The organism is Aestuariispira insulae (genome assembly GCF_003385955.1).
GTDB classification, from domain to species: Bacteria; Pseudomonadota; Alphaproteobacteria; order UBA8366; family Aestuariispiraceae; genus Aestuariispira; species Aestuariispira insulae.
The window spans coordinates 205,172-222,866 of sequence record NZ_QRDW01000002.1 but is presented as its reverse complement, the minus strand read 5'-3'; the positions used below and the strand labels follow the sequence as shown (position 1 = coordinate 222,866).

Below are 17,695 nucleotides of genomic sequence, written 5' to 3'. Positions count from 1 at the left end.
GCGGTTGACGCGCACGGACTTAAGACTATCCGAAAGACAGATACTCTATGACAGATTTCGAAGGCGTCCTCCCGGCGCTCAATCAGGCGTTGGCCAATCGCGGCTATGAATCCCTGACCCCGGTCCAGCAGGCGGTGATCGCCCCGGACCTTGCCGGCAAGGATACCCTGGTATCCGCCCAGACCGGTTCCGGTAAAACCGTTGCCTTTGGCCTGGCCATGGCCCCGGACCTGCTGCTGGGCGAAGACCGCTTCGGCCGGGCCGATGTGCCCATGGGCCTGATCATTGCCCCGACCCGCGAGCTGGCCCTGCAGGTGATGCGCGAGCTGGAATGGCTCTATCGTGAGACCGGCGCGCAATTGGCCAGCTGTGTTGGCGGCATGGATATGGGCGGCGAGCGCCGGGCGCTAAAACGCGGGGCGCATATCGTGGTCGGCACACCGGGCCGCCTGCGCGACCATATCGAGCGCGGTTCACTGGACGTTACCTTCCTGCGCGCTGTTGTTCTCGATGAAGCGGACGAGATGCTGGATATGGGCTTCCGGGATGACCTGGAATATATCCTGGACACCACGCCCCCCGACCGCCGCACCCTGCTGTTTTCCGCGACGGTTCCGAAATCCATCGCAGCCCTAGCCAGGCGCTATCAGCAAGACGCGGTTCGGGTCTCCACCAAGGCTGAAAAAGAACAGCACAGCGATATTGAATATCGCGCCCTTTCGGTCGCGCCTAATGACAAGGAAAACGCAATCATCAACCTGCTGCGCTATTACGAACCGACCAATTCGATCGTCTTTTGCGGCACTAGAGCCACCGTTAATCACCTGACCAGCCGGTTGAACAACCGGGGTTTTTCCGTGGTGGCGCTGTCTGGCGAATTAAGCCAGAAAGAGCGAATCAACGCGCTGCAGGCCATGCGCGACTGCCGCGCCCAGGTCTGTGTCGCCACCGATGTCGCCGCCCGCGGTATCGACCTGCCGAAACTGGAACTGGTGATCCATGCGGATATCCCGAAAAGCCCGGAGCCCCTGCTGCACCGCTCAGGCCGCACAGGCCGTGCCGGCCGCAAAGGGGTGAGCGCGCTGGTGGTGCCTTATAACTGGCGCAAGCGGACCGAACGGCTGCTGCAAGCCGCCAAGGTCCAGGCCAATTGGGGCAAGCCGCCTTCGGTTGAAGAAATCGCCCAGCGTGACCGCGAGCGCTTCCTCGCCAGCCCGGCCCTGGCCGAGCCCATCAGTGATGAGGAAATGACCGCCGTCCGTGAATTGCTGGACAGCCACAGCCCGGAACAGGTGGCTGCGGCTTTGATCCGCCAGCATCAGTCCAAACGTCCGGCACCGGAAGAATTGCTGGACCAGGGGCCTGCGGGCCGCCCGGACCAGGACCGTGGGGAACGGGGCGAGCGCAAGCAGCGCGGCAAATCCCAGGATTTCGAAGATGGCGTCTGGTTCCAGCTGTCAGTCGGCCGCAAGCATAATGCGGAACCCCGCTGGATCATCCCCATGCTCTGCCGCAATGGACATGTGACCAAGAACGGCATTGGTGCGATCCGCATCAACCAGGACAATACCCATGTGGAATTGTCGCCCCATGTGGTGGATCAGTTCCTGGAAGCGATCGGCCCTTCGCGCAAGATCGAAAAAACCGTCACCGTTGACCGCCTGGAGGGCGTGCCGGAAGACAAGCGCGAGCGCCGCGGCCCGCCCTCGAGGGATCGAGACAGCCGAGACCGTGGCCCCCGGGATCGCGCTCCCCGTGATCGTGGTTCCAAAGATCGTGCACCGCGTGAAGGTGGTTTCCAGGATCGCGGCCCGCGCGATGGCGGACGCCCAGATGACAAATCCCGCGACCGCCGCGACGGCAAACCGGCCCGCTTCGAGGATAACAAGCGATCCGAACGGACGGAAAAGCCCCGGCGAGAAGCCCCGCGCAAGCAGGAACCCGCCGCCGAACAGGCACCGGCTGCACCTTCGGACGATCTGATCGGCAGCGACCGCCTGTGGGAAAAGCCGCGCAGCAAGAAAGAATTCCGCGAGAAAAAACGCGAAGCCTTTGCCAAAGGCTCGAAAGCGCCCAAGGGAAAAAAGGGCCCCGATGGCAAGAAACAGCGTTGGGACAAAGGCAAGAAGGATCAGCGCACAAAGGCCGCCAGAGCCGCTAAGGGAAAATCCGGCAATCTGTCCGGCATGGCGACCTTAAAACGCAAAGGCCCGAAATCGGACGCTTAATGCCGCTCAGCTGAAAAGCTGGTCATAGGCCCGCTGCAACCGGCTCTCCGCATCCGCCGAGAGCCGGTTGATTTTGTAGAGCGCCGCCATGGCATTGATCAACTGCTTTTCGGTTTCCGAATTGATCTCGGTCGAGACTTCGAACATCACCTCAGTCAGCTCATTCAACGGCACATCCATGATGGACCGGTTGCCAAGCTCACGAGGGCTTACTTTTTCCGCCTTCGGCAGCCAAAGCAGGATCACCACACCGTCATGGCCGGGATCCTGTTCAAAGCCAAAGCGGCCATTGAGCCCGCCTTCCTTCAGGGCCTGGGAAAACCGTTTCTTGGCCTGGGGAGTGAGCTTGGAAAGCCCGCCCTGCTTGCTGTAGAGCGAAAACAGGCGGTTGGAAAGCATCGGCCCCTCGACGGCAAGGATCTCTTCAAAGCCTTTCAGGATCTCTTCCGTCGCAGCCTTGCCCGTATCCATCAGGTTTCGGGCCAACGCCCGGCGGCTGTCTGTGGTCGGCACACCGGACCAGGCTTGAAAGGGGGCAAGTTGCATCGGCGGGAAATCCTCAAGGGCTAAAGAAACACTCCTTCCTTCTTAGCAGCGGAATATGACAGCGAACAGCACCTAATCATCACAGCCTGACAGGAAACGCAAAAAAGCCGGGCCGGACAGAGAGGGGCTCCCTGTCCGGCCCGGCCGGAACTAAAACTGCTACTAGTTAGGGTGACTAAACATAACCAGTCACTAAACTTTGCCACAAATAATTGCTAACGATCAACAAAATCTACCATCACAGTTGTGTGAAACCACCATCTGGACCAGCGGGTGAGAATCGTCATAGCTTGCCCAGAATGACAAGAACAATGAAGTACCTGTACCCAACCATGATGCCGTCTGCCATGAAGCTTGTAGAGATACGCCCGTGAACCGCATCATCATCACGGAAAAAACCTCGCAGAAGAAAGACCTCTTTGCCGCGATCGGCAACCGCTATGGCCAAATCCTGCCGGCGGAAGGACATCTGCTGAGTTTACAGGAGCCCCATGAGGTCAATAACGGCTGGGGCAAATGGTCCTTTGACCTGCTAAAACCCGACGATTTCTATCCCACCTGCCCGGCCAAGGATGCCTCACCCTCGGCGATTGCCAAACTGGCTGCCATTGAGGCGGCATTGAAAACAGCGGAAGAGGTCATCATTGCCACCGACTGTGATCGCGAAGGACAGCTGATCGGCGAGGAATTGCTGCGCCATTACCGGTTTGGCGGCAAGGTCAGCCGCGCCATGTTCACCGCCCAGGATGAAAAAACCCTGCGCGAGGCATTTGAAAACCTGCAGCCCAACGACAGCTACAATAACCTGGGCCAGGCGGCCTTGGCACGCCAGCAGGCGGACCAGGTCTATAACCTTTCCCTCACCCGGGCAGCCACCGTGGCACTCAAACAGCCGGGCGACTATGGCGTGATCGGCATTGGCCGGGTGAAAACACCGACGCTCGCCATCGTCTGTATCCGGGAATTGGAAATCCTCAATTTCGAGCCGCAGGATTATTACCATATCGTCGCCACCGCCAATACCGAGGCGGGCCAGTTGCCCCTGAAGCATGCGCCGAAGGAAAAGATCCTCGATCCCGCCAACGCCGAAACGTTGCGCGCCCATGTGGAAGGCCATGAAGGACCGCTAAGTGCGGTCAAGAAGATGAAGCGGACCAAGCCGCCAAAACTTCTGGATTTGCCGGAACTGCAAAAAATCTGCGCACGCAAATGGGGCTGGACCGCGGACAAAACCCTGGAAGTGGCGCAGGAGCTTTATGATGGGGATGGGAAAAAGATCCAGACCTATCCGCGCGCGGAATCACGCTATCTGGCGGAAAACCAGATCGCCGATATCAGCGAGATCGTCAAGGGTCTGAAAGGCCTGTCCCATTATGCAGATGTGCCACTGGACAAGCCGGAAGTGCGCAAGGGCAAGGCGGGGCATTTCTCCGATGCTGCCCTGAAAGGCGTCTCCCATCACGCGATCATCCCGAACAAAAACACCATGGACAAGATCCGGGACATCTATCCGCGCCTGACGCAGGATGAAAAGAAGATGTTCGACCTGGTCGCCAGTTCCTATCTGGCGATCCTGATGCCCGATTATGTCTATGAAAATACCACCGTCTCCATGAAGGTGCCGGGCCCCGACGGCCAGGAACTGGATTTCAAGATCACCGGTAACATCCCGAAAGAGCTGGGCTGGAAAGCGGTCTATACCGATGAGATGGAAAAGAAGGAGGAGGATGCGGGCGAGCTTCCCCCCGTTAAGGATGGCGACATGGCCACCCTTAATCCCGTTGAGGTGGACACCAAGAAAACCAAAGCCCCGCCGCGCTTCAACGAGGGAACCCTTATTGATGCCATGCAAAATGCCTGGCGTTTCATCGAGGATAAGGAACAGCAGGAAAAGCTGAAAGAGGCCAAGGGGATCGGCACGCCGGCAACACGGGCCGCCATTATTTCCGGCCTGAAACACCAAAATTTCCTGGTCCAGAAGGGCAAGAATATCGTGCCGACCGATTCCGGCATGACCTTGTATAACACCTTGAAAATCGCCGCGCCCGAACTGGTCGATCCCGGTGTCACAGCCGTCTGGGAAATGAAGCTGGATGATATCCTGATGGGCAACCAGACCGCCCGGGAGGTCTGGGACGGTATCGGCGAGGCAACCCGACGCCTGATTGAGATCATCAAGGTCAATGGCCCGAAATCGCCCAAGATCCCGACCGGCGTGAAAGCGCCCAAGGATAAGATGAAAGGCGGCAAGCCGACCGAAAAGATGCTGGCCACCGCCAAGTCGGTTGCCGAACGCAAAGGCCTGAAACTGCCCAAGGGGATTGGCAGCAACTTTGATACCTGCCGGGAATTCCTGGATGAACATCTGGGCGGCAAACCCGCCGATCCACTGGTCGCGATTGAAAAGAAACTGGGCAGCGGCGTGATCAAGGGCGTTGGCCCCAAACAGGCCAAGCTGCTGGTGGAGGCCTTTGGCGCGGATGTTTATAAAATCATCAAGGATGAGCCGGAAAAGCTGAAAAGTGTCAAAGGCATCAGCGCCAAAATCGTCACTGCCATCACCGATGCAGTTGCTGAAAAGGCCGCCTGCCGCCAGATCGCAGCATTCCTGCAGAAAAACGGGGTCGCCCCGGTTTATGCCGCCAGGCTGTATCAGGCCTTTGGCGAGGAAACACTTAAGACCATCAGCGAAAATCCCTATCTAATCGCACGGCAACTGCCGCATCTGCCCTTTGGCCTGGCGGATCAATTGGCCCGCAACCTGAACCGGGGCCAGGACCGGCTGGGCGCGATGCTCTTCCACCGCCTCATCCATGTTGGCGGTGCTCGCGGCAAGGATATTTTGCTCAACCAGTTGGCCGAGGCCCATAGCCTTTCGCCCGCCGCATTGGAGACTGCCCTGGACAGCGAATGCGACAGCGGTACATTGAGCGTCAAGAAAAAGGGATCGGTGGAAATCGTCCATGTGACGGCGATGAAAAAGGAAGAGGACAGCCTGGTCCGGCAATTGAAAGCCATGGCCAAGGAAGCTTCCGCCCTGCCGGAAATGGAGATTGACAAGGCGCTGGGCTGGATCGAAGGCCAGATGAAGCTTACCCTCACCAATGACCAGAAACAGGCCGTGGGCTCCGCCCTTTCCACCCGGCTTCTGGTGATCAATGGCGGGCCCGGCACCGGCCGTGACACCGCCATACAGGCCCTGGCCGGCATTCTGAAAGCGAAGAAGGTTACCTTCCAACTGGCGGGCGCGGACAATACCGCCGCCAAGGCCTTGGGCGACGCCACTGATGAAGAGGCCGCCTCGCTGCACAAGCTGCTGGAATGGAACGATAAGACCGGCAAATTCAAGCGCACGGCCAAAAAACCGCTGGACGGTAAGGTCCTGATCCTGCGCGATCCGGCAAAAATCGACCGGGCGGTGATGAATGCCGCGCTGAAAGCCCTGCCCGAAGGCGGCCATCTGGTGCTGGTGGAGGATCTGGACCAAAGACCAGCCCCCCGCGCGGGCCACAGCCTGATCGACCTGTGCAATGACGGCACACTCCATACCATCACGTTAAAATCCATCCGGCCCGGCCGGGAAAAAAGCCTGGTGCTGGCCAATGCCGCGCGGGTGAAAGCGGGTGAGGCGCTGGCCATCGAAACACCGGAAGGCATAGAGGCAGATTTCTTCGCCATTGCCGCCAATGGCCCCGAAGATACGATCAGGAAACTGATTGAAGTGGCAAAGAACCGCTTGCCGAAGAAGTTTAAGCTGGATCCGGTAACAGACATCCAGGTAATCACCATGGATGAAAGCGGCCCGCTGTCGCCAGCCAAACTTAACCCGATCCTATCGCAACAGCTCAATATGAAGGCGGACCACCTGCATGCCGACCGCTATGGCTGGCGCTTCCGGGTGGGGGATAAATTGATTCTGAAGATCGATCAATTGGCGAGTGGCATTGCGGAAGGCGAGATCGGCATTTGCAAGGATATCGACCCGGAACCGCAGCGCGCCACGATCCAGTTCGGCAAGGCCAAGCTGGATCTAGCCTTTGACGAACTGGATATACTGGAACCGGCCTATGCGCTGGGCCTGGACCAGGCCCGCTCAATCCAGGCCCGCTGTACACTCATCCTTAGCAGCGCGGATCGGCCGTCGGTCTATGACGCGCTGGCATCGGGGCCGGAACTTTCATTATCGATAGGTTAGTTCTCTTCCTCCCGGAAACATTCATCAATGCGTTCTCGGTCATGCTCCAGTATCCAGTGACCGAGATTCCGATAGATATCTGCAAGACTGCTTTTTTCAGTAGCGATGAGGTCCAGCCCCCGGTCGTCATAAAGACAATAGATAATTCCACGCGTCCGATTGAGGAAATAGCACCGACCTGAGAAATTAGGCTTTCTATCTGGAAAATCTGTGTGCAGGGACGCTTCAATCAACTTAGTGCGATGGACATTTCGGACAGAAGTACTGATCTGCACTCTCTTCAGGCAATAACATTTGGGATCATTTTCATCTAACCAGATAGAGTCCAGATCCTGATACAGATAATCGGCTGATGATGGCTCTGCTATTTGCTGGAATACCAGACATCTCTTTTTGATTCGCCTGCGACCATAAGAAAACAGATCGTAAATGACAGTGATCTCATCATCTGCCGAAAAGGCTGCATCGAATACCGCTTCGGCACGGGCCAAAGCACGGGAAAAATAGTCTGAGTTATATGTCCCTGTTTCAAGCAGGTAGGGCATTTCAGGATCTGCAATCTCAAATCGTATGCCAATGGGCCAGTAATAAAACAGGGAGCCTTCGCAAGACATATCGGGAAAAAGCTCAGATAACTTGTCAGTCATTCATCTCGGCCTTAATCCACTCAATAAACGTCTCTCTGGCAACACATTCCCCCGCCCCCCTCGGCTGGACCAGATAATAGCCGCCCGGCAGTTCCTGCGGCGGCAGGCTGCTCGGTTCCATCAATGCGTCCGAATTGATCAGATCCTGGATTAGGGGCGCACTCAAAAGCGCGATACCCTGCCCATTTTGCACAGCCTGCACCATGGAGGTATAGGCGTTGGTCGTAATCGTGGCCGGATCTTTCTCCAGATCCACCCCCATATGGGCAAACCAATTTGCCCAGCTGGAATCCACCACATAGTCGAAATCAATCAGGGTTTCGCCCAGGAGATCCCGTGGATCATCGGTCACCGGCCGGTCTCCCCAATAGCTGGGCGCGCAGAGCGGGCGCACATGGCTGGCGCAGAAGAACTGGCTATCCAGCCCCGGCCAGGCCCCGTTGCCATAGCGGATTGAAAGATCAATGCCTGACGCTTTCAAATCCACACATTGATCCGCCACCGCGAAACGCAGCTCCACCTCCGGATGGAGGCTACTGAATTTGGCGATGCGCGGCATCAGCCAATAGGCGGAAAATCCCGTGGTAGTCCCGACCGTGAGGCGGTTGCCGCCCCCGCCTTTTTGCAGGCCGTCGACACAATCAGCAATCCGGGTCAGGCCCGGCACCAGAACATCGCGGAATTCCTGGCCCTGCGCATTCAGCCGGATCGCCCGGTGCAGCCGGTCGAACAGCTTCACCCCGACATGATCCTCGAGGGCTTTAATCTGGCGGCTGATCGCCACCTGGGTCACGCCCAACTCATCCGCGGCCCGGGTGAAACTTAGATGCCTTGCACAGGCCTCAAAGGCAATCAGCGCACTCAGGGGCGGGATTTTCTTTCGCAAATTTACCATAACAAAATTGATATGCGAAAAGGCAGTATTATGCAAATTGACCGAGGCCCCAGATCCTTCATATTTTGTGAAAATAATGGATCAGGAGCCAAATTCATGAACATGCTGCATAACCATTCAGCCTATCAAACCCGCCAGGAAAACCTGGGCCAACTGCTGGAACGGCAGGCCGCCCTTCATGGTGACAACCTGTTCCTGACCCAGGCGGAAACAGACGCGCAACTGAGTTATCGTGCCTTCAACGCCCGTACCAACCGCATCGCCCATGGGCTGAAAGCGGCTGGAGCCCGGCCAGGCCAATATCTGGGCATCATGCTGTCCAACAGCCCGGATTTTCTGGCCAGTTCCTATGCCCTGAAAAAAATGGGTGCTGTCGAGGTGGCGATCAACGCCACCTTCCGGGGTATTTCCCTGTCCCGGATGATCAATCTGACCGGCCTGGAAACATTGATCACGTCCCGATCCTATCTTGAGGCCCTTGCCGAGATTGCAGGCGACCTGACCAGCCTGAAACGCCTGATCCTGATCGATGGTATGGCGGAAGCCGCACGCCTGCTGCCCCATCTGGAACGGATGGAATTTGAAGAGATGCTCTCAAACGACGACAGCGACTGTGCGGGCGATCATCCTGATGACGTATCCTCGGTTATCATGTTCACTTCCGGCACAACCGGGGTTTCAAAGGGCTGCCTGTTGCCGGACCGCTGTGCCATCCGGGCGGCGGAATCCATGCTGGAGGCATTTGACCTGACCGCCGATGATTGTGTTTATAGCCCCTATCCCCTGTTCCATGTGGGCGCCGCCCATTACGATATTCTGCCCGCCCTGATGGTTGGCGGTCGTGCGGTGATGAGGGAATGCTTTAGTGTCAGCAATTTCTGGCCCGATGTGGCCCGATTTGGTGCCACCTGGTTCATGTGCCTGGGCTCAGTTCAGCAGCTTCTCTGGGCCGCGCCACCCTGTGCGGAAAAAACGGCCCACAAAATGCGCTTCATCTGGGGTACGCCGCTGCCGGTTGATCATGATGCCTTTGAAAAACGGTTCAATGTCAGGCTGGCCCGTGGGGGCGGCTATGGCTCGACCGACGCGGGTTCGGTCGCGCTCCCGCTGTTTGACAAAAAGGGCGCAGGCAAAGTGCTCGATCGCTATGAGGTCGCCATCGTCGATGAACATGACCATCCCCTGCCCGCCGGCCAGGTTGGCGAGCTGGTGATACGGCCAAAGGAACCCGCCATCATGGCCAGCGGTTATTTCGCCATGCCGGAAAAGACGGTCGAGGCCTGGCGCAATCTCTGGTTCCATACCGGTGACCTGGCCCGCCTGGATGACGAAGGCGATCTTTATTGGGTCGCGCGCATTTCCGAACGCATCCGGGTCAAAGGCGAAATGGTCTCCGCCTATGAGATCGAAGAGGTGGTCCTAACCCACCCATCGGTCGAGGATTGCGCCGTTCTGGGCCGACCGGACGATTATGGCGAAGAAGCCGTGCATGTCTTTGCCACCCTGCGCCCAGGCACCAGCCTCACCATCGAGGCGCTCGCCCAATTCTGTCAGGGCAGGATGAGCCGCTTCATGCAACCCACCGGCCTGACAATTCTGGCGGATATGCCCCGCACCCCCAGCGGCAAACCGGCCAAGGGGGATCTGGCAAAACTGTTCCAGCTCTAAATAATTCTAGACTCTTGATCCATTTTTAGACTATTCGTCTACTTATGGACTATCTAGACACATATAAACGCACCGCCGACGGCATTGCCGCCCTCATGCATCCCCATGCGGAAGTGGTGGTGCATGATCTTTCAAGCCAGCAGATCGCCTATCTGGCCAATAACTACTCCAATCGGGAAGTAGGCTCCCCCTCCCTGTTGGAAGAGATTGATTTTGCCGAGGGCGAAACCGTCATTGGCCCCTATCGCAAGATCAATTGGGATGGCCGGGTTCTGAAATCCATCTCCATCGTGATGAATGGGGCCGATGGCAGGCCGGAGGCGCTTTTGTGCATCAATATGGACATGTCAGACATGGACCGGATGCATAAAGTGCTGGGCCTGATGCTGGACGCGCCTCAGGAAAACCAGGCGGTTGATGCCCTGTTCAAGGATGACTGGCATGAGCGGATCAATCTCTCCATGCAGGAATGGCTGCATGACAGAGGCTTGAGCCTGCAGGCGCTCAGCCGCGAGGACAAGCGCAACCTGGTCAGCGCGCTGGAGGAAAAGGGCGCTTTTGCCGGACAGGGTTCCGCCAATTATGTGGCCCGCTGCCTCGGCCTCGGCCGGGCCACCATCTATAAATATCTGAAAGAACTGCGCGCATGACCAACGGGCTATTCAAGGCGATACAGGCAGCCGATGAACGGATCAAACTCTATGGGGTGCAAACCACGCCGCTGGAGACTGCCGGGATCTTTTCGGACGAGACCGGTACCGAATTTCTGCTCAAAGGTGAGCATCTGCAACTGACCGGTTCCTTCAAGATGCGTGGGGCCATGAACAAAGTGCTCTGCTTAACGGAAAAGCAAAAGCAGCAGGGTATCATCACCGCTTCGTCCGGAAATCACGGCATGGCGACGGCGCGCGCGGCCAAGCTGGGCGGAACGGAAGCCACCATATACCTGCCGGAAACCGTATCACCGTTGAAACTGGCCAATATCAAACGGCTTGGCGCGACACCCGTTTTGGTGCCGGGCAACTGTGTTGATGCGGAACGTGCTGCTCATCAGGCCGCGCAAGCGGAAGGCCGCTATTACATCTCGCCCTATGGCGACATGGATGTGATCGCAGGCCAGGGCACCATCGGGCTGGAGCTGACCTATCAGCTGGATGATTTTGACGCGGTCTATGCCTGTGTCGGCGGCGGCGGCCTGATTTCCGGTATCGGCAGCTATCTGCAAACCGCCAGGCCTGATTGCGAAATCATCGGCTGCTGGCCGGAAAAGGCGGCTGCCATGTATCACTGCCTGGAACGGGGCGAGATTTGGGATGTGCCGGAAACCGACACCCTCTCCGACGGTTCCGCCGGCGGTGTGGAGGTCGGCACGCCCACCTTCCCGATCTGCCAGCAAGTGATCTCCCGAAAGGTTCTCGTCACCGAAGAAGAAATCAAATCCGCCATGCGCCGGGTGGCAGAACATGAACGCTATATCATTGAAGGGGCAGCCGCCGTTGCCGTGGCCGCAGCCCTGAAAACCGCGCACGATTACAAAGGGGCCCGGATCGCCGTCATCTTATGTGGCCGCAATATCAGTCTCTCCACCTTCCAATCTGTCATCAACGAGGAATAACCCCATGCGCAAGTTTGAACTGGAAGACCATTTTGCCAAATGGGAGTTTTCCGCCAAATACCATATGACTGCCTCCGACATGCAGAGCTTCGCCATCCCGGAACTGCTGGCCATGGCCAGTGACGAGGATCGTGCCGCCTTTAAAAACCTGTATCTGGGCTATACGGAAACCTTCGGCCTTCCGGCCCTGCGCACAGAAATCGCCAACACCTATGACAATTGCCAGGCGGAAGATATTCTCTGTCTGGCCGGGGCTGAAGAGGGCGTCTATGCCGCCATGCGGGTTATGCTGGAAAAGGGCGATCATGCCATTGTGGTCGTGCCCAATTACCAGGCCGCCGAAACTGTGCCGCTGGAAATTTGCGATGTGACCGGCGTGGCGCTGGATGAAGATGACAATTGGTCCCTGGATATCGATGCGGTCCGCGCTGCGATCCGGCCCAATACCAAGCTGGTCTCGATCAATTTCCCGCAAAACCCCACCGGCGCGGTCCTGGCGCGCGACCGGTTTGACGCCTTGATCGATCTTTGCCGCGACCATGGCCTGTGGCTGTTCAGTGACGAGGTTTACCGCGGGGTTGAGCGCGATCCCGCGATCCGCCTGCCCCAGGTGGCCGATGTTTATGAAAAGGGCCTGTCCTTGAATGTCATGTCCAAGGCTTATGGCCTGCCGGGCCTACGGGTCGGGTGGATCGCCTGCCGCGACCGGGGGATGCTGAAAGAGATCGAACGCTACAAACATTATCTCTCCATCTGCAATTCCGCGCCCAGCGAACGGCTGGCCTTGATCGCCTTGAAAGCACGCGACCGCATTTTGGAACGCAACTGCGCCCTGCTGGCGGGCAATGTGGAAAAGCTGGACGCCTTTTTCGCGGAGTTCCCCGACCTGTTCGACTGGCAGCGGCCCGATGGCGGCTGTGTCGCCTTCCCGCGCTACAAAGGTCCCGGCAGCACCGATGAATTCTGTGACCGATTGGTGGAAAAAAGCGGCGTCCTGCTGTTACCCCCCCGGCTCTATCATTCTGACCTGCTGCCGGTGAAATATGACCGTTTCCGGGTCGGTTTTGGCCGGGCCAATATCGATGAGGGCCTGGCCGCCTGGCGCGCTCATATCATGACCAACGGGCCTGTTTGACCATGGCCCTGGCCGTCATCCCGAAAGACCGCATCACCGCAGTTTTGCGCGAAAAGGACATCCTGGAAGCCACAAGGCAGGCCCTGATCGCCCAGGCTGAAGGTCATGTAAAGGCCCCACCGCCGGGCCAATTGATGTTCGAGGCCGCCAATGGCGACTGCCATATCAAATATGGCGCGATCCAGGGCGCGGATACTTTTGCGATCAAGGTCGCCACCGGTTTTTATGATAATCCGGGCCAGGGATTGCCAGTCACCTGCGGCCTGATCCTGGTGATGGATGCCAGGACCGGCCGCCCGCTCCTCCTGCTGGATGACGAAGGCTGGCTGACCAATATGCGCACCGCTGCCGCCGGTGCGCTGGCAGCCCATGCCGCCGCTCCGGCCCAAATTTCCGCGCTCGGCATCATCGGAGCGGGGGAGCAGGCGTATCTGCAAGCCAGATGGACTGCAAGGCTGATGGGCATTGAGAATATCCACGTTTGGGCCAGACGTCCCGAGCAAGCAGGCGCTCTATCCCAACAGCTCAGTCAAGAAGGCTTTCAGGCCAAAGCCTCGCCCAACACTGCGGATCTTTTACAGAGCTGCAATCTCGTGATCACCTGCACCCCGGCAAAAGCCCCTCTTTTCCCCGCAAGCGAAGTCCGGCCCGGCAGCCACATCGTCGCCATGGGCGCTGACAGCCCCGGAAAACAGGAGCTGGATCCAACCCTCTTCGCCCGTGCAGACACGGTCCTGTGCGACAGCCTGGATCAATGCCTGGACCATGGGGATTTCGGCCATGCGGTCCGGGCGGGCCATGTGCCTGAAACAAAGGCCACCGAACTGGGCCATATCCTTTCCAGGCAAACAGCAGGGCGCACGGCCCCTGATCAGATCACCATTGCCGACCTGACCGGCCTCGCGGCCCAGGATATCGCCATGGCGGATCTGGTGAGGGCTAGACTACCCGATCAGTAGATCAATCTCGGACCGATACGATATCTGCGCTTCTTTACCTTTTGGGCTCAGCACATAAACCCCACGCCGAACCCGTTCGAACCAGCCGTAATGGTTGGCCTGCAGGATGGCCGCCGCCCGGTCCACGCCTGTTTCCATCTTCAAACCGGCCGGGCTCATTTCGCCTTTTTGATCCAGTATGGCGATCAGGCGCAAAGCATCCTGTCGATAAGCGGTGATGCGTTTGACACCGGTGGTGCCGCCCTGGTTGGGATCGCCCACCCGTTCGGAAAACTCTTTGAGCAAACGCCCGTTTTTCTTAGGGTTAATCCGCGGTTGATAGGGACCTGGATCCAAAACCGCCTCCGCCCCATCTGCGCGCACCATGATCAGGCCCAGCCCCAACATCCGGCAAAGCTTCAGGATGCGTTTACGGTTTTTCTTCCAGGCAGGCCCCTTGGGTTTCGGCACGGCGATATAGACATTGTCGGCAATGTTCAAACGATCCACCGCCTGCAGGATTACATCCAAATTGAAGCGCAGTTTCAACTCCACCACGACCGGCGGTTCTCCATCCCGGACCGCCATGACATCACAGGCACCGACCTCGCCCTTGACCGCGTATCCCTGCGCCTCCAGGAAGGCTTTCACCGGAGGGTATAAATCCTGTTCCCGCACCGACCGATCAGCTCAATTCAATCTCGCCCTGGATCGCAAGATCCAACGCGACCCCATTCACGCTCAACTTCATTTCCACTTTAAGCGGCCCTTCCCCCAAGGCACCTTCCTCTTCCGCCTTCCAGACCGCTTTTTCCAATTCCCGCTGGGTGGTGATGCCCACTTTCTTGAGGAATTTTCGTGTGCTCATATTGAAGATATCTTCGTTCATGCGATGTCTCCCTCTGTTCTTCTCTTTTTGCGCAACAGGCACAGCCATTGCGCTGCGGCCCCCTGACAAAATGCCATAGGGGGCATTTGTTATCTCTCTTCTGAGAATAACAAGAAACGGAAGCCCGGGACAAATGGGAACCCCAGCCGACTGGGTTATTATTTCAGGTCTGTCAAATCTTCTTGGATCGCCCGGATCAGGCTAAGCAATCGGTTCCGGACTTCCATATCCGGGATCGCCTCCAGGTCACGCGCCACCTGAATAGACCGGAGCGATGGCATGGACGGGTCACCGTCTCCGCGTCTCAAATCATCAAACAGATAATTCACCGGGATCTCTAGGGCCTGACAAATCGCGTAAAGGCGGCTGCTGCCGATCCGGTTGGTGCCTTTTTCATATTTCTGGATCTGTTGAAAGCTGATGCCCAGCATGCCGGCCAGCTGATCCTGGCTAAGCCCCCGTTCAATACGCACCTCGCGGATCTTCTGCCCCACATGAACATCGGTAGGATGCGGCATAAAGATTTCCCCATATTCACGACCCAGACACCACTCGCAGAAAGGGCAAAACCAATCACCCTTTCCATTCTATGTCCATATTATCATCCCCCTCCGCTCACAAGCAAAAAAGGTAAAAATGAACAGCAAAAACGATTTTAACGTTAATCGCCAGCCCGGTTTCCCAACAAGGATTTAGAAGTTTTATGACTGAAAATCAGATGGATAAAACCGATCCCACTGATGAGGCAGGTTTCGACTTCCATGCAATCATAACTGTCTATCGCCACCGGAAGCTCAGCCCCTTCAGGAGAGACGGTTAGGAATTCCACAAATTTCAAAAAGGAAGCAAAAACCTTTAATTGTATTTCCCAAAGCCCTTAATGGACCTAATCAAGGCTTGGGAACATCCTTGATCGTGCCGATAACATGGCTGATGCCACCATTCTCATCAGCGAGCGGCAAGTCGATCGATTCAAATGCAACATGCCCCTTGCCCAGATGCAGTAAACTGCCGCGGCAACGATGTGGATGGCCGGTTTGCACAATCATTTCCAGATATTCCGCAAGGGCCGCAAAGACCGCAACCCCATCATCAATGCTGAACACCAGATCGTCCGGCCGCTCGCCTGTGAGAATCTGTACCTGCTCACCATGCAACCGATATTGAAAGACGCCCGGCGCAAGCCTCTGATAAAGATAAATATATTCTGCAATCGGGATGTGATCGAGAATATCGAAATCGGATCGGGTCGGCAGAGCCGGTTGGTAGCCATGCCACCAGGTGAACAGACGTTTATTGATGGCCGAAGCAAAAACAGCATCACCATCGAGCCGCTCTCTCTCCAGCTCTCCGAAATCCGGTTTATCCATTCAATCCTTCCGGCACAGTCACCCACCCAACCTGAATAGCAGACTAACCTCTTTTACATAAACTGGAAAGAGTAGCACGACCGGCATCACAAGCCGTCTTGCAGGAAAGCGTGAAACAATGGCCAATTCCCGGGCCACTGGAACGAATAGCTATGATCGCCAACACTATTCGGATCATCCCCTTGCAGAGACCATCCATAATGATCCTTGTACCAGGCTTGGTTCTCGGGATCATCCAGCACAACCTGCCGGACGTTACCTGGATATTTTGCGATGCCTGTACCGACCGTTGCCTCGCGTCCCAGTGCCGGACCGAACCAGGCACCGGCAAGGGATAAAACATGGTCAGTTTTGACGGCGACATTCAAAAATTCGACACCGGGATTGGACTCCATTACCGCCAGGGCCTCTTTTTGGTGAACCGCGCCATTGCACAGTATGACCCTGCAAAAAAGCCCTGGCGTAAATTCCAGGGCTTTCATAACGACCCGACTGCCGAGGCTGTGGGCAAAGACCGGATGCCCCGGCGGCATCCGGCTCAGCCTTTTGGCCGCCGCAACAGACAAATCCCCATAGGCCCATTTATAGGTGTCCCAATATCCCGCCCGCCAGGCCCGCAGGACATCCCGGAACTGCCGCCCGCTATACCAGGGGAACGGAATGACCGGCCGGCCGGAAAAAGCGCCGGTCTGCCAGAGATAAAAATGCCCGTCCGGAATACGCGACGGGCTATGATGGGGATCATCAGGATCATGGTTATATCCGGGTACAAGAATCAATGCATCAGTCACGCTTCCCTCCGCCGGCATCATGTCTTTCCTTACCGATTTTGATCAGCCACCACCAGATGGCCAGACAGGCAGAGATCACCCCCAACAGCGCCGCAAACAAATTCATGCCCTGTGTCACCGCTTCATAGGTCAGCCAGCCACCGCCACTGACGGTGCTGACGGCCATGCCGTTTTCCGTCACCTTATGCACGATATTCTCTTTCATTGCGGCCACCTGTGATCACTCTCCAGCACAATGTCCCGCATTTGCGGGATATTCGCCGCCGCAATCTCTGCTTCGATCAAATCAGATGCCGCCCGGATCGGGGCAACCCGGTTCCAGATCGCTTCTCCCGCATCCCATTCTGCCTGTTCCTCCGGCGACAAGCTCCCTTTCATGGCCAGTTGAGCCGCTCTTGCCGTCAGATTGATTTGTTTCCAAATTGGGATGATGGCCAGGATCTTCGCCTGAGCGATCGCCTTAACCGTTTTCGTCAATTCCGCCCGGATTTCCTCAACCGGCCTGTCGGCAGCTGTTTGCGTGATCTCACAAATCTCTCCCGATATCTGGATTGATAGCCCACCCGGTCGCTGGGTGCGGCGATCATAGGGGGGTGTTTTGCGAATAACCCGGCGGATCATATATGCTTGCGCATCCTGTTGCCCATGGTATTCGAACGGCAGTTTGGGCAGGCCCGAGACAACATTGCCGCCCGGCAGTTCCAGACGCTGGCCATGACTGACCGGTCGCGGGCCGGATACAATCCGGTCCCCCTGTGTAATGACGATTTCCATTTAT

At 57.2% G+C, this 17,695-nt stretch carries 17 protein-coding genes; 7 read left to right on the top strand and 10 right to left on the bottom strand.

What is annotated here, in order from left to right:
* The first annotated feature begins 47 nt into the window (after positions 1–47).
* Positions 48–2,228, top strand: a complete 2,181-nt coding sequence (locus tag DFP90_RS07055) for a DEAD/DEAH box helicase (RefSeq protein WP_115935756.1) — start codon at positions 48–50, stop codon at positions 2,226–2,228.
* 6 nt (positions 2,229–2,234) lie between these two features.
* Here DFP90_RS07055 and DFP90_RS07050 read toward each other — a convergent pair whose 3' ends face one another.
* On the bottom strand, positions 2,235–2,774 hold the full coding sequence (locus DFP90_RS07050) for a hypothetical protein (protein ID WP_115935755.1): 540 nt from the start codon (positions 2,772–2,774) through the stop codon (positions 2,235–2,237).
* Positions 2,775–3,144: 370 nt separating this feature from the next.
* Between DFP90_RS07050 and DFP90_RS07045 the strand changes: the two genes are divergently transcribed.
* Positions 3,145–6,969 carry a DNA topoisomerase gene (locus tag DFP90_RS07045; protein WP_115935754.1) on the top strand — a complete coding sequence of 1,275 codons (3,825 nt, stop codon included), beginning with the start codon at positions 3,145–3,147 and terminating at the stop codon, positions 6,967–6,969.
* On the opposite strand, the gene DFP90_RS07040 is transcribed toward DFP90_RS07045, so the two are convergent.
* Both DFP90_RS07040 and DFP90_RS07035 read right to left on the bottom strand, forming a co-directional pair.
* Complete coding sequence (locus DFP90_RS07040) at positions 6,966–7,616, bottom strand: DUF3885 domain-containing protein (RefSeq protein WP_115935753.1); 651 nt, start codon at positions 7,614–7,616, stop codon at positions 6,966–6,968. The two genes, DFP90_RS07045 and DFP90_RS07040, sit on opposite strands and share 4 nt — an antisense overlap.
* On the bottom strand, positions 7,609–8,511 hold the full coding sequence (locus tag DFP90_RS07035; protein ID WP_147300964.1) for a LysR substrate-binding domain-containing protein: 903 nt from the start codon (positions 8,509–8,511) through the stop codon (positions 7,609–7,611). Before DFP90_RS07035 ends, DFP90_RS07040 begins: the two co-directional genes overlap by 8 nt.
* 96 nt (positions 8,512–8,607) lie before the next feature.
* On the opposite strand from DFP90_RS07035, the gene DFP90_RS07030 reads away from it, so the two are divergent.
* The 5 genes from DFP90_RS07030 to DFP90_RS07010 are packed head-to-tail and all read left to right on the top strand — an operon-like array spanning position 8,608 to position 13,888.
* Positions 8,608–10,179: an AMP-binding protein gene (locus DFP90_RS07030; RefSeq protein WP_218044603.1), complete on the top strand. Its 1,572-nt coding sequence runs from the start codon at positions 8,608–8,610 to the stop codon at positions 10,177–10,179.
* A gap of 44 nt (positions 10,180–10,223) precedes the next feature.
* Positions 10,224–10,829, top strand: a complete 606-nt coding sequence (locus tag DFP90_RS07025) for a helix-turn-helix transcriptional regulator (RefSeq protein WP_115935751.1) — start codon at positions 10,224–10,226, stop codon at positions 10,827–10,829.
* Positions 10,826–11,794, top strand: a complete 969-nt coding sequence (locus DFP90_RS07020) for a threonine/serine dehydratase (RefSeq protein ID WP_115935750.1) — start codon at positions 10,826–10,828, stop codon at positions 11,792–11,794. Before DFP90_RS07025 ends, DFP90_RS07020 begins: the two co-directional genes overlap by 4 nt.
* A gap of 4 nt (positions 11,795–11,798) precedes the next feature.
* On the top strand, positions 11,799–12,929 hold the full coding sequence (locus DFP90_RS07015) for an aminotransferase class I/II-fold pyridoxal phosphate-dependent enzyme (RefSeq protein ID WP_115935749.1): 1,131 nt from the start codon (positions 11,799–11,801) through the stop codon (positions 12,927–12,929).
* A 2-nt stretch (positions 12,930–12,931) separates the two neighbouring features.
* Positions 12,932–13,888, top strand: a complete 957-nt coding sequence (locus DFP90_RS07010) for a Rossmann-fold NAD(P)-binding domain-containing protein (protein ID WP_115935748.1) — start codon at positions 12,932–12,934, stop codon at positions 13,886–13,888.
* On the opposite strand, the gene DFP90_RS07005 is transcribed toward DFP90_RS07010, so the two are convergent.
* The 7 genes from DFP90_RS07005 to DFP90_RS06975 all read right to left on the bottom strand — a co-directional run bounded on the left by DFP90_RS07005 (position 13,874) and on the right by DFP90_RS06975 (position 17,691).
* On the bottom strand, positions 13,874–14,518 hold the full coding sequence (locus DFP90_RS07005) for a DUF2161 domain-containing phosphodiesterase (protein WP_245956993.1): 645 nt from the start codon (positions 14,516–14,518) through the stop codon (positions 13,874–13,876). The genes DFP90_RS07010 and DFP90_RS07005 overlap by 15 nt on opposite strands.
* Positions 14,519–14,552: 34 nt before the next feature.
* Positions 14,553–14,756: a DUF6494 family protein gene (locus DFP90_RS07000; protein ID WP_115935746.1), complete on the bottom strand. Its 204-nt coding sequence runs from the start codon at positions 14,754–14,756 to the stop codon at positions 14,553–14,555.
* A 158-nt stretch (positions 14,757–14,914) separates the two neighbouring features.
* Positions 14,915–15,274: a helix-turn-helix domain-containing protein gene (locus DFP90_RS06995; protein ID WP_115935745.1), complete on the bottom strand. Its 360-nt coding sequence runs from the start codon at positions 15,272–15,274 to the stop codon at positions 14,915–14,917.
* A gap of 372 nt (positions 15,275–15,646) precedes the next feature.
* Complete coding sequence (locus DFP90_RS06990) at positions 15,647–16,126, bottom strand: PAS domain-containing protein (protein ID WP_115935744.1); 480 nt, start codon at positions 16,124–16,126, stop codon at positions 15,647–15,649.
* Positions 16,127–16,212: 86 nt separating this feature from the next.
* Positions 16,213–16,917: a hypothetical protein gene (locus DFP90_RS06985; protein WP_147300963.1), complete on the bottom strand. Its 705-nt coding sequence runs from the start codon at positions 16,915–16,917 to the stop codon at positions 16,213–16,215.
* On the bottom strand, positions 16,910–17,122 hold the full coding sequence (locus tag DFP90_RS06980; RefSeq protein WP_115935742.1) for a hypothetical protein: 213 nt from the start codon (positions 17,120–17,122) through the stop codon (positions 16,910–16,912). Before DFP90_RS06980 ends, DFP90_RS06985 begins: the two co-directional genes overlap by 8 nt.
* Positions 17,119–17,691 (bottom strand): hypothetical protein, encoded by a 573-nt coding sequence (locus tag DFP90_RS06975; protein WP_115935741.1) that lies wholly within the window; start codon positions 17,689–17,691, stop codon positions 17,119–17,121. The genes DFP90_RS06980 and DFP90_RS06975 overlap by 4 nt, the downstream gene beginning before the upstream one ends.
* Positions 17,692–17,695 lie beyond the last annotated feature (4 nt).